This is a genomic window from Streptomyces sp. LHD-70 (assembly GCF_031157275.1).
In the GTDB taxonomy this organism is placed as follows: Bacteria; Actinomycetota; Actinomycetes; order Streptomycetales; family Streptomycetaceae; genus Streptomyces.
Map to the genome: position 1 here is coordinate 1 of NZ_JAVIFW010000035.1, position 15620 is coordinate 15620.

Consider the following 15620-nt stretch of genomic DNA (forward strand, 5'->3'; position numbering starts at 1 on the left):
GGAACGCCGCGATCCGCCTGCCGCCCTCGCCGTCGTCCATCACGAGAGTGCCCGCGGTGCGCGGTGGCCGCTCGGTGACCGTCTCGACCACGGTCCAGGCCCCGGCGAGCCCCACCTGCCCTGCCTCCAGATCCAGGTCTTCCAGGTCGAGGGAGGTCACCGGCTTCTTCTTGGCGGCCATGATCCCCTTGAAGGAGGGGTAGCGGGCCTCGCCGGACTGGTCGGTGACCGAGACGACGGCGGGCAGTACGGCTTGCAGGCGCTCACTGGCCATGTCGCCGTCCCGGCGCCCGGACACCACACCGTCCTCGACGGACACCTCGGACAGCAGCGTGACCTGCGGGACGGCGAGACGCTCGGCGAGCAGCGCGGGCAGCACGCCCATCGCGCCGTCCGTGGAGGCCATACCGCTCAACACCAGGTCGTATCCGGTGTGCTGGACCGCCCGGGCCAGCACGAGGGACGTGCCGACGGCGTCGGTCCCGTGCAGGTCGTCGTCCTCCACGTGCACCGCCTTGTCGGCACCCATCGACAGCGCCTTGCTCAGCGCGCCCCTGGCGTCCTCCGGGCCCACGGTGAGTACCGTGACCTCGGCCTCGGCACCGCTCTCCCGCTGCGCTTCGGCGATCTGCAGGGCCTGCTCGACGGCGTACTCGTCCAACTCGGAGAGCAGGCCGTCCGTTTCCTCACGGTCGACGGTGAGGTCGTCGGCGAAGGTCCGGTCACCGGTGGCGTCCGGAACGTACTTCACGCACACGACGATTCTCAGGCTCATACGGAGCCTCCAATCTGCTAGATGATTCCCTGCTCGCGCAGCGGGGTGCCGTCGAGGAGGCGCTGCCAGCCGAACCGGGTGAGGTCGATGGTCCGGTACGCGCCTGTGAGCAGGAGTTCCGCCATCGCGCGGCCGCAGCCGGGCGCGTGCATCAGACCGTGGCCGGAAAAGCCGGACAGCAGATGGAAGTTGGTGAGGCCGTCCGCGCCAGGCCCGATGATGACGTTCCCGTCGAAGTCGTTCTGGTCGTACAGGCCCGGCAGGGTGCTCGTGCACTTGGTGCGCTCGAATTGCGGGAAGCGGTGCGCGAGCGCCGGCCAGACGACGTCCTCGAAGTACGAGCGGTCGACGTCGAGGTTGTAGCCGCGCGGCTCGTCGAGCGTGGGCACGCCGCCGGAGTAGCCGGTGCCTTCCGGGCGGAAGGCGAGCTTCTCCATGTCCTTGAGGTAGGGCAGGGGCTCGATCGGGTCCTGGCACTCGAAGTAGTGCTCGAAGCGGCGCAACGGCTCGATCGGCACATGGAAGCCGAGCATGGCGCAGATGTCCTTGGCCCAGGCGCCGGCCGCGTTGACGAACTGGTCCGCCTCGATCCGCCCGCCCGACTTCAGGGTGGCGGAGGTGACCTTGTCGCCTTGCCGGGTCAGGCCCACGACCTCGTCCGCGAGGAACTGCGCACCGAGCGACTTGGCCTTGTTCCGGAAGCCCGTGAGGACGCTGTGCGCGTCGAGCCAGCCGTCGTCGGGGGAGTACACGGCACCGCCGAGGTCGGCGACGTTCATCGAAGGGAACTGGTCCTTCAACGCGTCCGGTTCGAGCCAGACGACGTTGCAGCCGAGCCTCTGCTCGGTCTCGTAGTTCTCCTTGAGGACGTCCAGACCCGAGGGCGGGACGATGAACAGGTAGCCGTCCTTCTTGAGGCCGATGTCGGCCTTCGCTCCGTCCACGGCCATGGTGTCCGCGAACGCGTCGAAGAACGGGATGCTGTAGTTGGAGAGCTCGATGTTCTCCGGCAGCGAGAACAGCCGCCGGATGCCACCGGACGCCCTCGGGGTCGACGCGATCTCGTAGCGCGGATCGCGTTCGACGACCGTGACCTCGACGGAAGGGTCGAGGACCTTCACGTAATAGGCGACGGCTGCGCCGATCGCACCGCCACCGATGACGACAATGTCGGTTTTCATCTCACCTGCTGCAGGTAGGCCGTTGAGTGTGCTGACAGCCGCCCACCGCTCGAAGACCAGAGGAGGCCGAGGTGTGACGGGGCGGTGAACCGACCGTAGGCGGGGCGCTGGTACGAGGGCATCCGCGCAGGTGAGGAGAGTTGCCGAGGACGTTCGACATCTGTCGAGAGGCGGCCGAGGGCGGGCGCCCGGGGCGGTTCGACAGCTGTCGAGTAGGCGGTGCGAACGTCCGACACACGTACCTGCTCATCGCGAGGGCCCGGACCTACGTTCTCCGCTATGGAGCCGTACGACCGGGCCGCCCGCGGATCAGGCGCCTTCCCGGGCAGACGCTGCAGCGACGAGCCGGGCGTGCAGATCCTCAGGGAGGACCGGCCGCTCGACCGATGCATAGTACCGGCCGAAGTCGATGCCGTAGGCGAGCCGCAGCCTTTCCAGGTGCTGTTCGACGCGGTCGAGGTAGTCGGGCGCGAACGCCGCAGGGTCGAGGGCGAGGAGGAACATGCCGACGCGCGGCGGCTGGTCCCCGGCCGCGAAGTCGGGGGAGTCCATCGAGAACAGCGCTCCGGACAGCACGGACAGCAACTCGACGGCCATCGCGAGGTTGCTGCCCTTCACTCCGCCGAACGGCAGCACCGGGCCGAGGAGCGCTGCCGCCGCGTCGGTCGTGGGATTGCCGTCCGCGTCCAGGGCCCAGCCCTCCGGGATCGGCTCACCGGCCGCGGCCGCCTCCCGGATCCGCACCCAGGCGACGGTGCTGGAGGCCTGGTCGACGAGGCGGGGCGGCTTGCCGGGCAGCGCGAAGGAGTGCGGGTTGGTGCCGGTGAGCGCGGCGGGCGCGTTGTAGAGGGACATCAGCGCCGTGGAGTTGGCGCCGGCAAGGGCCACGAGGCCGTCCTCGGCGAGCGCCGAAGTGTAGTAGCCGAGCTCGCCGACGGGGTACGAGTCGCTCAGGCTGATCACCGCGACGCCGCACTCCCGCGCCGCATCGGCCAGCAGCGGCCGGGCCTTGCGGAAGGCGAGCTGGGCGATCCCGTCGTCCGCGGAGACCTGGACGACGGCCCTGTGGTCGTTGCTTACGACGGGGCGCGGGCTTCCGTTGAGCCGGCCGTCTCGCAGCGCGTCCAGGTAGTCGAAGAAGTGCGCCACACCTACGGCGGCGTTGCCGCGCCGCTCTGCGGCGAGCACCGCGTCGGTCAGGGCCGTTGCGGTGGCCGTGTCGCCGCCGGCAGCGGTCACGGCCGATGTGCAGAGGGATGCGAGCTGATCCCAGTCGAACTCAGTCACCTGATCCGCCTCCGGGGGTGCGTGTGTGCGTCGGGCGCATGGGGTCGTCGATTGGATGTCCTACAGCGTACGTAGGGTAGGACAACTTGAACAGCCAAAAATGAGCATTGACAGCCTCTGTCGCGTGGACCTACGGTTTCCTCGGATCGAGTTGTATGACAACTTGATTCAGGCGGGATCGATCCGCTCTTCAGGGCGGAGTCTCACATGCAGCGGCACAGGCAGCGGGTCCGAGGGATGCGTGGCGCCGAGCCCTGCGCGAGGTGCGTGCGGCGCCGCTCGGCGGCCGACCTGCGACTCGCCGACCTCACACCCGCACTGCCCGGTGCATACCTTGGAGAGGGAACCCCCTTGACGCCACAAATCATCGTCATGCTCACTCACAACGACGTCACTGTGCCCAACGCCCGGGATTGTTTCCGGGACGCGGCCGACCTTCCCGTGCAGTTCTGGGGATTCAAGGACGTAGGCCTGACGACCCCCGGGATGGAGCAGCTCGTCGCGGACTTCCGAGAGGCCGGGAAGACACCGGTCCTGGAGGTCGTGCGCTTCGACGAGAAGGACCTCCTGGACGCGGCGAAGCTCGCCGCGGACTGCGGCGTGGAGTACTTCACGGGAGGCGGATTCTCGCCCGCCGTCCTGGAGCGCTGCCGGGCCGCCGGAATGCGCTACTTCCCGTTCTGCGGACAGGTCGGCGGCTCCCCGATCGAGCTGACCGGCACCCCGGACGAGGTGATCGAAGACGCCCGCCGTATCCGCGAGCTCGGCGCCGACGGCGTGGACCTGGTCGCGTACCGCTACACGAGCGGCGACCCCGTCCGGCTCGCCAAGCGGGTGGTGGACGGCCTCGGCGCGGACCAGGTCATCCTCGCGGGCAGCGTGAACTCGGTGGAACGTATTCAGCGGATGCACGAGATCGGCCCGCTCGGCTACACCATGGGCGGCGCCCTCTTCCAGGGCGCCTTCGCCCCAGGAGGGTCCTTCCGGGACAACCTCGAGCACCTCGTGAAGATCGACGCGGATGTGAGCGGAGCGAACCGATGACCTTTTACGTACTGGGCGTGGACGTCGGCACGACGGCCATCAAGGCGGCGGTCTTCGACGCCGATGCGGCCGAGGTGGGCAGCCACACGGAGGAGTACTCGCTGCTCACTCCCAGCGCGGGCCGGGTGGAGCTGGAGGCCGACACCTACACGAGCACCTTCGCCGCGGCCGTACGCGGCGTGCTCCGGGACCTCTCCGTACCGGCTGACCGGCTCGCCGCACTCGGGCTCTCCGCGCAGGGCGAGACGCTGCTCTGCCTCGACGAGAACGACGAGCCGATCGGCCGGGCCATCGTCTGGATGGACAACCGCGCCACCGCCGAATCCGACGAGATCGAGGAGCACTTCGGCCGCGCCACCATCCACGCGACCACCGGCCAGGTTGAGATGGACCCCATCTGGCCCGCCGCCAAGATCCTCTGGCTAAAGGGCAACGAGCCCGAGACCTTCGCGCGGACGGCCAAGTTCGCGCTGCTCAAGGACTACCTCGTGCAGCGGCTCACCGGCCGGCTCGTCAGCGAGGACTCGCTGCTCTGCTCGACGATCCTCTGGGACATCAACACCCGGCAGTACTGGCCCGAGATGCTCGCCTACCTCGGCATCACCGAGGACCAGCTGCCCGAGATCGCCCCGCAGGGCGAGATCGTCGGCACGATCGGCGCCTCCGCGTCCGCCGAACTCGGGCTGCCGGCCGGGCTCCCGGTCTCCGTGGGCGCCCTCGACCAGGCCTGCGGTGCACTTGGCATCGGCAACGCGGTGCCCGGGATCTTCTCGGAGTCCACCGGCTCCGCCCTCACCAGCGTGACCATCGCCGAGGAACTGGCGCTCGACCCGTCCGGCCGCGTCCCCTGCTTCCCGGCCGCGCTCCCGGGCCAATACATGCTGCACAACTTCTCCACCGGCGGCATGGTGATGCGCTGGTACCGCGACGAGTTCTGCGCGAGCGAGAAGCAGATCGAGGAACTCTGCGGGATCAACGCCTACTACCTGATCGACCAGGAGGTCGAGCAGGTGGAGCCCGGTTGCGACGGCCTCATCGTCGTACCCCACCTGCAGGGCTCGGGCCCGCCGGACCTCGACCCGTACGCCCGCGGCGTGATCTTCGGGCTGACCCTGGCGCACAAGAAGCAGCACCTCTCCCGCGCCATCATGGAAGGCGTCGCGATGGTGCTGCGGCGGATGATCGACTCCACCGCGCGGCTCGGCGTCGACGTCGCGGAGATCATCTCGCTGAGCGGCGGCGCGAAGAGCGACGCCTGGTGCCAGATCAAGGCCGACGCCACCCAGCTCCCCGTGCGCACGCTGCGCGGCGCCGACAGCGCGGCCTGCCGAGGCGCGGCCGTCATCGCCGGTGTCGGTGTGGGGCTCTGGGACTCCGCGGTGGCCATCTCGCGCTCGGGTATCGAGTTCGACCGCTCCTTCGAGCCGCGCGCCGAGAACGCCGCGGTCTACGACCAGCTCTCCACCCGGTACATGACGTTGCAGGAGTCGCTGAAGCCGCTCCTCAAGCCGGCCGACAAGTAACGACCGCCGACAAGTAGCAAGCGCCGACAAGTGGCAAGCGCCGCAAGGCAGTTGGCAAGGAAGGAAAGTCCGATGAAGGACGCAGTGATCATCGGCGGTGGCCTGGCGGGACTCTCCGCGGCCTGGCGGCTTCGCCACTGGGACATCCAGGTGCTCGAGTCCGATCAACGGATCGGCGGCCGCATCATGTCCGAGACGCGCGGCCCGTACACCATGAACTGGGGCGGGCACATGTTCGCCGGCGGCGGCAGTTCCACCGTCGAACTGCTCGCGGAGACCGGGACCGCTTCGGTCAAGATTCCCGGTTCGCTCCAGGGCATGGCGATGAACGGCAAGTACCTCTCCACCGGGCCGGTGCAGACCTACCCCTTCCGCTTCCCGATGCCGCTGTCGTCACGCGCCTCGATCCTCAAGACGGGCGCCAAGCTCGGCAAGGACGTCCTGCGCTACACCCAGGCCGTACGGGCCCGTGCAGGGGAGACCGGCGAACAACGCCAGCAGCGGATCTACGATTTCGAGAACGACCGCACCTTCGCCGACTACCTCGGCCCCCTCAACAAGGACGCCGCCGGGTTCTTCCTGCCGCCCGCGCTGCGCTCCGCGGCCGACCCCGACCAGCTGTCGGCCGGCGCGGGCATCGGCTACTTCAGCCTCATCTGGAACATCGGCCAGGGCCTCGGCCGCGCGATCCTCGGCGGCGCCTCGACGCTGACTGAGGGCATCGCCCAGAGCATGCGCGACCGCATCGACCTGGGCGCGGTCGTGAACGAGGTCGTACAGAACAAGGACCACGTCGTCGTCCGCTACACCAAGGACGGCGCCGAGCACGAACTCAAGGCCCGCACCGCGGTGATGGCCACCCCGGCGCCCATCACCCACCGCCTCGGTGTGAACCTGCCCGACGAGCTTCGTGATGCGCTGGCGCAGGTCAAGTACGGCGTGCACGTGGCGGGTTGCATCCTCACCGACGAGCAGGGCCCGATGCCGTACGACGGCACATACGGCATCGCCGTCGCCGGCAAGTCGTTCGCGGTCGCGCTCAACCAGGGCAACATCACGCACGGTCGGGAGACGGTCCGCAGGCCCGGCGGTTCGATGATGACGTTCTCACCGGCCAGCCTGGGCAGCAAGCTTTGGGACGTTCCCAAGGAAGACATCGTGAAGCAGTACATCCGCGAACTCGACGAGATCTTCCCGGGGTTCGAGGGGACCGTGAAGGAAGCCCGCGTCGAGAAGTTCGAGTTCGGCTCGCCGTACTGCTTCCCCGGCCGAGCGAAGCTGCAGCCCACCCTCACCCGCCCCACGGAACGCGTCTTCCTGGCCGGCGACTACCTCGGCACGCTCTACACCGAGACCTCGATCACCTCCGGCTTCACCGCCGCACAGCGTGCGGCCAGCCTGCTGTCCACGCGCCGGCAGTCGCTGACGCCCGACGCCGCCTGACGTCGACCCGACCGCGTAACCACCACAAGGAGAACCACCATGAGCGTCAAGCTCGAAGGCGTGCTGACCGCGCTGCCGACCCCGTTCGACGACAGCGAGAGGATCGACGTCACGCTGCTGCAGCAGGTCATCGACCGCAACGTCGACGCCGGCGTGGACGCCCTCGTCGCCGGAGGCGGCACCGGCGAGGTCGGCTCCCTCGACGACGACGAGCGCAAGCAGCTCTTCGCCGCCGCGGTCGAGCACACCGCGGGCCGTATTCCCCTCGTCGCCAACGTCGGTGCCCTCACCACCCGCCGCGCCATCGACCTGGCCCGCTCCGCCGAGGCCTCCGGCGCCGACGCCCTGATGCTCATCGCCCCGTTCTACGAGCCGCTGGGCCTGGATGAGATCGCCGCCCACTTCGAGGCCGTCGCCGCCGCGACGAAACTCCCGATCATGCTCTACAACAACCCGGGCGTGGCCGGCGTCAACCTCGACGCCGAGACGCTGGCCCGGTTCGGCCGCGAGATCGACAACGTGCAGTACGTCAAGGACTCCAGCCAGGACTGGGAGCAGGCGCTGCGCCTGATCCACCACCACAGCGACGACATCAAGCTCATCATGGGCTGGGACAGCTACAGCTTCAGCGCGCTACTCGAAGGCGCCGCGGGCATCATGGCCGGCGCCGCCAATGTGGTCCCGGACGAGATCGTCGCCGTCCGCCGAGCCATTCGCGACGGTGACATCGAGCGCGCGCGCAAGGAGTGGCGCCGGGTCTACCCCGTCATCGACGCCATGCTCGCCGTGCCGTTCACGCAGGCCGTGAAGGCGGGCATGCAGCTGCGCGGCGTCGGCATCGGCGACCCGCGCCCGCCCCTGAAGAAGCTGTCTGCCGAGGACGTGGCGCGCCTGGAGGCCGCGCTCGCGCAGCTCGACAAGTGACGCCCGCCCACAGCCCTTTGGCCCCTTTAGACCTCACGAGGAGTGACATCAATGACGCCGCCTTCCGCAACTGTGGTCGTCCGACGCGAGGACACGAAGCCCTTCTATGAGGGCCCCGAGATCTGCCGTGAGTACTTCCGCAACGACGACCTGTGGTTCGGCAGCTCCGTGGTGAACCCAGGCGACGTCGGGGCCGTGGACCCCGGCCATGTAGGCGCATGGGAGATCTTCTACTGCGTCTCGGGCGAAGGGGTCATGGACGACGGCGAGAAGGAGTACGAGCTGTCCGCGGGGGACACGGTCGCCTTCCCGCCGAGCGTCCCGCACCGGATCCACAACCGCGGCACCGAGCCCGTCGTGATGGTCTGGGCGGGCGGACCCGGACCGGGTACGGCGCCCGAGGCCTGAGAACCGACCGCGAGGCGGGGCATCTGCTACGGCAGGTGCCCCGCCTCGCGCTTTCTGTTGCAGGGGAAAGTTGTCTGGCTTATCGGTGAGTTGTCCTGTCAGGTAGGATGAGCGGTATGCCAGACAGAGCCCAGCCCGGTGAAAAAGCCCGCCCCGGTGAGAAGCAGCGGCAGCGTTCCAACGTCACGGCGCGGGCCGTGCGCATGCTGGAACACCGGCTGTCCCAGGGAGAATGGGCGGCCGGTGACCGATTGCCCTCTGAGCCCTCGCTGGCCGAGGAATTGGGCGTCAGCAGGGTCACGGTGCGCGCGGCGCTCGCGCAGCTGGAGAACGAGGGAATCGTCAACAGGCGCCACGGCTCCGGCACATACGTCAATTCCGTACGCCCGCTCGTGAGCAGTCTGCACCTCAACATGGGCGCCGAGCAGATGATCCGCTCCACGGGACATGTGCCGGGAATCGCCGAGATGTCCTGGCGCCAGGCTGAGGCGGACGCGGACATCGCCGACCGCCTGGCCATCGAGGTTGGCGCACCCGTCGTTCATCTCCACCGAGTGCGCACCGCTGACGGCGTGCCCGTCACTGTTTCCGACGACTACTTCCCGGCGGCATTCCTGCCGGAGGAAACAGTGGCGCTCGGCCCGTCGCTCTACTCATTCCTCTCCACCGTGTGCGGAATCGACGTGTCCTTCGGTATCGCCAACCTCGAACCGGCCATCGCCGGCCCTGAGCGCGCGGCCGCCCTGCGCGTCAAGAGCGACGAACTGTGCCTGGTCATCCGGCAGGTCGACTACGACGTCACCGAGCAGCCCGTCTCGTACTCCGTCGAGTGCCACCTGGCGAGCGAGCTCACCTTCCAACTCGTACGCCAGGGACCGAGTTCGGCCCCCGCCTCCGGCAATCACACGCGCAACAACGGCCGTCGGCCTCGTACTCAGGCATAAGCCGTACGAAAAGAGCTCCCGGTGGTCACCGTCGACTCTGGTCGACAGCCTCACCGGGAGCTTTCTCGCGGGCTCGGCCATGGGGCCCGCACGGGGGGAGACACCCCCAGCTCAACTGGTCAACTCACGCTCGTTTCTTCCGCCTTGACCTTGCTGCCGGCCTTGGCGCGTGCGCGCTCTTCCCAGTAGACCGCGCCCTTGATGCCGAGTTCGGTCGGGTCGAACTCCGGGTTGACGCCGAGGGCGCGCTGGCGCTCGTAGTCCCGCCAGATCTTGTGCACGATCGGGAACATCAGCAGCACGCACACCAGGTTGATCCAGCCGATGGCGCCGAACCCGATGTCTCCGGCCGCCCAGATGGCCTCGGCGTCGGCGATCGAACCGTAGAAGGAGATACCGATCGCACCGACCTTGAGGACGATGTCCCAATTCCGGCTCTGACGGCCGTCGAGCAGGAACATCAGGTTGGTCTTGGCAACATAGAAGTAGAACGCCTGGCAGGTGAATCCGAAGAGGAAGACCGCTACGGCGACGAATCCCGCACCCAAGCCAGGGGTCATGGAGTTGACGGCTTCCTGCACGAAATTCGGACCGGCGTCGACGCCCGGCAGATTGTTCACCAGGTATCCGCCGGCGCCGTCCGAGACGTTGTACGCACCGGACACGACGATCATGACGCCGGTGGCCATGCAGATCAGCAGCACGTCGACGTAGATGCTGAACGACTGCACCAGGCCCTGCTTCGCGGGGTGCGAGGTCTTCGCGGCCGCCGCGGCGAACGTCGCCTCACCGTTGCCGTTGGCCGAGGCGAAAACGGCACGTCGCACGCCCCAGGCGATCGCGGCGCCGACGATGCCGCCGAGCACTTGGTGCGTTCCCATCGCCGAGGAAACGATCAGCGTGATCGCTGCAGGCACCTTGTCGACGTTGAACAGGATGACGGCCAGCGCGGCCAGGAGGTAACCGACGGCGAGCACCGGAACGAAGACCTGCGCGACCTTCACGATCCGCTTCGTGCCGCCGAAGATCACGGCGGCGAACAGCGCGGTGATCACCGTGGCGGGGACCCATGTCGGCACGTCGAAGGCGAGCTTCGAACTGGTGGCGATCGTGTTCACCTGCAGCCCGGGAAAGACGAATCCATAACCGACCACACCTATGACCGCGACGATTCCGGCCAGCCAGGGCGCCTTGAGCCCGTGCTTGATGTAGTACGGCATTCCGCCGCGGTCCTCTTGCGGGTCCTCCTGCTTGTACGTTTGCGCGAGTACGGCCTCGGCGTATCCGACGGTCGAGGTGAGCAGGCCTGTGATGGCCATCCACATCAGCGCTCCCGGACCGCCCGCGGCGACGGCCGTCGCCACACCGGCAATGCTTCCGACGCCGACACGACTCGACAGTGCGAGAACCAGTGCCTGGAACGACGAAAGGCCGCCGCCTTCACCGCTCGTCTCGCGCAGCTGTCGCAGCATGTCGGGAATCCTGCGGAACTGCGTGCCCTTGGTGGCAAGGGTGAACAGCACGCCGAGCCCGAGCACGAGATATGCCATCGGGTTCCAGATTGCATTGCTGATTTCGGACAAAGTGTTGTCCATGGGGAGGTCCATTTCGAAGAGAGCGGCTGTGCGGAGACAGCCAGGCTTACGTCGGCTCTGTGCCAATTTCGATGGATGGAGAAAGGGAGGCGGCTAGTGCCGGTCGGTACGGCGCGACCCGACGAGTGGGTTGCTGCTGGGTCGCGTCCCCCACGCAGCCTCGAGGTTCGATCTGACGAGCTTCGGTCCTATTAAGGTTTAGTTGTCATACAACTTTGCGGGGGTTGTCGCAGGCTAGCTCTCGTTGCTCGAGAGTGTCAATGGAATGAATGCGAGGTTGTCCTACTCGTCGGTTCGGTCCAGACAGCTGTAGACGGCGATCGCCTGATGCCTCCCGGTCGGCGGCCGGGAGGCATCAGGCGATCGTCATCGAGCAGGGGCGGCGCATGCCGTCAGCTGCGCTTCTGCGAGAGGTGCGGCGGACTGGGGAGGCCCTCCTAGTGGCTCATCCCGGCGGCCGTCTGGCTGAGGCTCTTGCCCCTCGTCTCCGGGGCCAGCCACTGCGACAGGAGCGCGCCGAACAGCGCGATGCCCGCGGCGATGAGCATGGTCGGCCCGCTGCCCAGGTTGGTCATGGACACGGGCAGCAGGAACGTGCCGAGGCCCGCGCCGATCCGGCTGACCGCGGCGGCGAAGCCCGTTCCGATGCCGCGGATCTCGGTGGGGAAGACCTCGCCCGGGTAGACGCCCGTCAGAGTCGTGTACATGGCGTTGAAGAACGAGAACGTCAGGAACAGCACGAGGACGACCAGCGGCGGCGCGCCCGCCCACAGGCCGATCACGGCGAGGACCAGGGTGCACACCCACTGCGGCGGCACGGTCAGCGCACGCCGGCCGAGCCGGTCGATCAGTACGACGGTGATGATCACGGCGGTGAGGGCGACCGCGGAGAGTGCGACCCCACCGGCCAGACCCCCGCTGAGGCCGTACTTCTGCAGCACGCTGTCGGCGAAGGTCGCGATGGCGAAGTACGGCGCGACGGCGCAGAACCAGAACATCGACACGAAGAGCGTGGCCCGCCAGTAGTCCCGGGAAAAGAGCATCCCGAAGCTGCCCTTGTGGATCTCCTCGTGCTCGATGTCCGCCATGTCCTCCGCGCTCTCCAGGTACCGGTGAGCGATGCGGCGGGCCTCGTCCTTGCGGCCGGCCTGCCAGAGCCAGCGCGGCGACTCGGGCAGGCCAAGGCGGGCGAGGAACAGCGCAAGAGCGAGCACGGTGCTGGTGCCCAGGATGAGACGCCAGCTCAGACCGGCCTCGTTCAGGACGTGGCCGATGAAGAACGCAATCATGAAACCGGCGTACCAGGCCACGAGGGTCAGGGCCATCAGCCGTCCGCGCAGGCGGGCGGGCGCGAACTCGGACATCAGCGGCCAGCCGACGGAGTACTCGGCGCCGATCGCCACACCCATCAGAACCCGCACGATGGCCAGATGCAGCGGCGACTCGACGAAGAACTGGAGAGCCGACGCGACCACGAATAGTGCCATGTCGATCATGAACAGAGGCTTGCGGCCGTACTTGTCGGCGGCCCAGCCACCGAGCGGCGATCCGACCAAGATGCCGAACAGAGCGGCCGCGGCCACGAAACCTTCCCAGAAGACGCTGAGCTGCATGTCGGCGGCCATCGTCGCCGACACGGGGCCGACGATCCCGAGGATGTAGCCGTCGAGGAACATGCCGCCGGTCAGGACGACGATCATCCTCATCATGAAGCGGCGCTTGGACGCGGCGGAGACCTGACGGGAACCGTCAGCCGTGATCACTGTTGCGGACATGGGTGTCACCTTGCGGTCGGTGTGCAGGGCATGGGCATATCGATTCGTCGGTCTGTGGGTGCCTGACTACGTAGGTCCCTGGATCACGTCGATCTGCCGATCGGTGTGAGCGGGATGCCGGCCTGACCCGCTGCTCTCGGCGCGAGCGGGTGGAGGAGGCCCGGATGCCGGGGGCGGGGGAGGAGCGCGCTCTCTGACTTCCGCGATCGGGGAACCTCGTGGGGCTGCAGACCATCGTGGTGCAGTGCGTCCGGCGTCGAGGTCTACGGTCAGTGGATTCCGCATCCTTGATTCCTGCGATTGTCGAAAGGCGGTCGCGGGATACGGGTGGTAGTCGCCCGCCGCGCGCGAGCCGGGGCCGTCTGCGCGCCGGCCCGGTGCTGTCCGTCCGGCCGGCAGATGGGCGCTCGGACCCTGTGGGCAGGGGGATTGGACACTTGTCGAACGCCTTCGGATTTTTCTCCTCTCTGGCGTGGATGTGGCCACCAGCAGGCCGCTCCTAAGGTCACTGCCATGCAGACGAAAATTTCGTGAGCTTGGGGTGGTTCACCCCCGCCCGAGACGCTCCGCTATTCCGCCCAGAAGCCGCAGGGAAGCAGCTTCAAGCCATGCCGCCGCCCTGTTTGCGCGCGGCGGGCCCCAGCACCGAATTCTTGATGGCGGCAGCCACAAATCGCAACTCTCGCGTACGCCGCCGATCGGAACTCCAACACTCAAAGGAGAGTTCAACGTGAGCGCTGAATCGAACCTTCACTTCGCCTGTAAGCAGACGGCGTTCAGCGAGATTCCGATCATCGACGTGTCGCCGCTGATCGACGGCACCGATCCGCAAGGCGTCGCCAAGCAGATCGGTGAGGTCTGCGAGCAGGTCGGGTTCTTCTACATCACGAACCACGGCGTTCCCGCAGAATTGGTCGAGGGCATGTACCAGGCCACCGAGCGGTTCTTCGACCTGCCGTTCGAGGCCAAGCAGCGCCTGAACGTCGCCAACTCCGGGCCGACGGTGCGGGGTTACATCCCGACGTACGCCGAGAACGCGGACCCGGAGAACACCCGCGACTTCAAGGAGGCCTTCGACTACGGCGCGCCCGAGGAAGAGGTGTCCCCCTTCTTCGGCCCGAACCTGATGCCTTCGGAGCTGCCGGAGTTCAAGGAAGCCTGCGAGGCCTACCACGACACGATGCTGGCGTTGGCCCGCAAGTTGGTCAGCGCGATCGCCCTCAGCCTGGACCTGCCGGCGGACCACTTCGAGTCGATCCACCGGAAGCCGATCACGATTCAGCGCCTTCTGCACTACCCGCCGCAGGCAGGCGCAGCCTCGCAGAAGGACATCGGCATCGGCGCGCACACCGACTACGGGTTCCTGACGATCCTTTCCCAGGACAGCGTCGGAGGCCTTCAGGTCCGCAACAGCGAAGGTGAATGGGTGAGCGCACCGCCCGTCGACGGCACTTTCATCATCAACATCGGCGACCTGGTCCAGACCCTGACCAACGGCCGCTACTCCTCGACAGTGCACCGAGTCGTCAACACCAGCGGAGCCGAGCGGTATTCGATCCCGTTCTTCCTCGACGCCGACTACGACGCGGTCATCGAACCGCTGCCGAACTGCGTGGACGAGGAGAACCCCGCCACGTCAACGCCCTTCACGTGCGGCGAATACAAGTACAGCCGTTTCGTGGCGGTCTATGGCCACCTGAAGGACGCTGTGAGTGCCTGAGGTCACGTCTACTCCGTGACGTGCGTTGCAGTGTGCTCTGGGCCGCCTGTACTGAGGCTGCCTCTGAGAAGTGCGGCACGGGACAGGAGATCCGCGCCGCACTTCTCGATCGCTGGTGTAGTCGGGCACCTCCAGAAATCGCGAAGGTCGTTGGTTCAAGTTCAGGTGATTCCCCTGACGCGACCGGGCCGCCGTACGGCAGGCTCTCCTCTCAACTCAAATGCCCCGCCGCTCCTTTCCACTACGGCGGGGCGTTTGCGTACCGCGGGGGGCGAATGTGAATGGGGAGTTCGGAGGCTCTTGGGCACTTTCCGTGAAGCGGTTGGGGTAGCCCTCCTGGGTGGGGGATCATGCCTGTGGCTTGCTGAAAGTCCTGTTTCCGTACCTATCCGATGTGACCATCGATGAGTTGGTCAGGAGCGGCAGTTCCGTACGCTTCACCGCGAGGTGCACGGCGGCGACGGCGAGGTGTCTTGGGTGCGGGATGTCTGCGAGGCGGGTCCATAGCCGGTACGTGCGACGACCTGCTGACACGGCGGTCGGCGGGCAGCCCATGGTGATCAACCTGCAGGTCCGTCGCTTCTTCTGCGACAACAGCGACTGCGGGAAGAAGACGTTCGCCGAACAGGTCGAGGGCCTCACCTTCCGCTACGGACGACGGACCGTGCACGTCCAACGGGCCCTGGAGCAGGTGGCATTGGTACGGGGCGGGGCAGCTGGTGAACGCCTTGCGACAAGGTTGGCCATGCCGGTCAGCGGCTCCACACTCCTGCGGCTGACCGGGCGCTTGGAGCTGCCGGCGGTGCCCGCGGTCGAGGTCCTCGGCGTCGACGAGTTCGCCTTCCGGCGCGGCCGGAAATTCGGCACGATCCTCATTTGAGAGGTCCAGGGATCCCTTTCGGTCAGGTCGAGGTAACGGGCACGCGGTGCGGAGGCGCGTGCCCGGAGACAGGGAAAGGTGTGGGGCGGTGGATTGTCTCCTCGGGTGCCTGGCACCCGAG

General features: G+C 67.4%; 13 protein-coding genes. 8 read left to right on the forward strand and 5 right to left on the reverse strand.

What is annotated here, in order from left to right:
* The 3 genes from RCO28_RS37250 to RCO28_RS37260 all read right to left on the reverse strand — a co-directional run.
* Positions 1-775: electron transfer flavoprotein subunit beta/FixA family protein (locus tag RCO28_RS37250; RefSeq protein WP_308945821.1), on the reverse strand; the 775-nt coding region annotated here is incomplete at its 3' end.
* 17 nt (positions 776-792) lie between these two features.
* Positions 793-1956 (reverse strand): FAD-binding oxidoreductase, encoded by a 1164-nt coding sequence (locus RCO28_RS37255; protein ID WP_308945822.1) that lies wholly within the window; start codon positions 1954-1956, stop codon positions 793-795.
* A 309-nt stretch (positions 1957-2265) separates the two neighbouring features.
* Entirely contained in the window at positions 2266-3243 is a 978-nt protein-coding gene (locus tag RCO28_RS37260) for an Ldh family oxidoreductase (RefSeq protein WP_308945823.1), read from the reverse strand.
* Between the two features lie 372 nt (positions 3244-3615).
* Between RCO28_RS37260 and RCO28_RS37265 the strand changes: the two genes are divergently transcribed.
* The 6 genes from RCO28_RS37265 to RCO28_RS37290 all read left to right on the forward strand — a co-directional run bounded on the left by RCO28_RS37265 (position 3616) and on the right by RCO28_RS37290 (position 9529).
* The gene (locus RCO28_RS37265; protein WP_308945824.1) at positions 3616-4287 is read left to right on the forward strand and encodes a hypothetical protein; all 672 of its coding nucleotides are present in this window, start codon (positions 3616-3618) and stop codon (positions 4285-4287) included.
* Positions 4284-5810: an FGGY family carbohydrate kinase gene (locus tag RCO28_RS37270; RefSeq protein ID WP_308945825.1), complete on the forward strand. Its 1527-nt coding sequence runs from the start codon at positions 4284-4286 to the stop codon at positions 5808-5810. The genes RCO28_RS37265 and RCO28_RS37270 overlap by 4 nt, the downstream gene beginning before the upstream one ends.
* Positions 5811-5882: 72 nt before the next feature.
* Complete coding sequence (locus tag RCO28_RS37275; RefSeq protein WP_308945826.1) at positions 5883-7253, forward strand: NAD(P)/FAD-dependent oxidoreductase; 1371 nt, start codon at positions 5883-5885, stop codon at positions 7251-7253.
* A gap of 39 nt (positions 7254-7292) precedes the next feature.
* Positions 7293-8177, forward strand: a complete 885-nt coding sequence (locus RCO28_RS37280) for a dihydrodipicolinate synthase family protein (protein WP_308945827.1) — start codon at positions 7293-7295, stop codon at positions 8175-8177.
* 51 nt (positions 8178-8228) lie between these two features.
* The gene (locus tag RCO28_RS37285; RefSeq protein ID WP_308945829.1) at positions 8229-8585 is read left to right on the forward strand and encodes a cupin domain-containing protein; all 357 of its coding nucleotides are present in this window, start codon (positions 8229-8231) and stop codon (positions 8583-8585) included.
* Between the two features lie 116 nt (positions 8586-8701).
* Positions 8702-9529 carry a GntR family transcriptional regulator gene (locus RCO28_RS37290; RefSeq protein WP_308945830.1) on the forward strand — a complete coding sequence of 276 codons (828 nt, stop codon included), beginning with the start codon at positions 8702-8704 and terminating at the stop codon, positions 9527-9529.
* A gap of 119 nt (positions 9530-9648) precedes the next feature.
* Here RCO28_RS37290 and RCO28_RS37295 read toward each other — a convergent pair whose 3' ends face one another.
* Together RCO28_RS37295 and RCO28_RS37300 are read right to left on the reverse strand one after the other, a co-directional pair.
* Positions 9649-11112 carry an alanine/glycine:cation symporter family protein gene (locus RCO28_RS37295; protein WP_308945831.1) on the reverse strand — a complete coding sequence of 488 codons (1464 nt, stop codon included), beginning with the start codon at positions 11110-11112 and terminating at the stop codon, positions 9649-9651.
* Positions 11113-11561: 449 nt separating this feature from the next.
* Complete coding sequence (locus RCO28_RS37300; RefSeq protein ID WP_308945832.1) at positions 11562-12899, reverse strand: MFS transporter; 1338 nt, start codon at positions 12897-12899, stop codon at positions 11562-11564.
* Between the two features lie 730 nt (positions 12900-13629).
* Between RCO28_RS37300 and RCO28_RS37305 the strand changes: the two genes are divergently transcribed.
* Positions 13630-14619: a 2-oxoglutarate and iron-dependent oxygenase domain-containing protein gene (locus RCO28_RS37305; RefSeq protein WP_308945833.1), complete on the forward strand. Its 990-nt coding sequence runs from the start codon at positions 13630-13632 to the stop codon at positions 14617-14619.
* Positions 14620-15013: 394 nt separating this feature from the next.
* Positions 15014-15499 (forward strand): transposase family protein, encoded by a 486-nt coding sequence (locus RCO28_RS37310; RefSeq protein ID WP_308945866.1) that lies wholly within the window; start codon positions 15014-15016, stop codon positions 15497-15499.
* Positions 15500-15620: the final 121 nt, after the last annotated feature.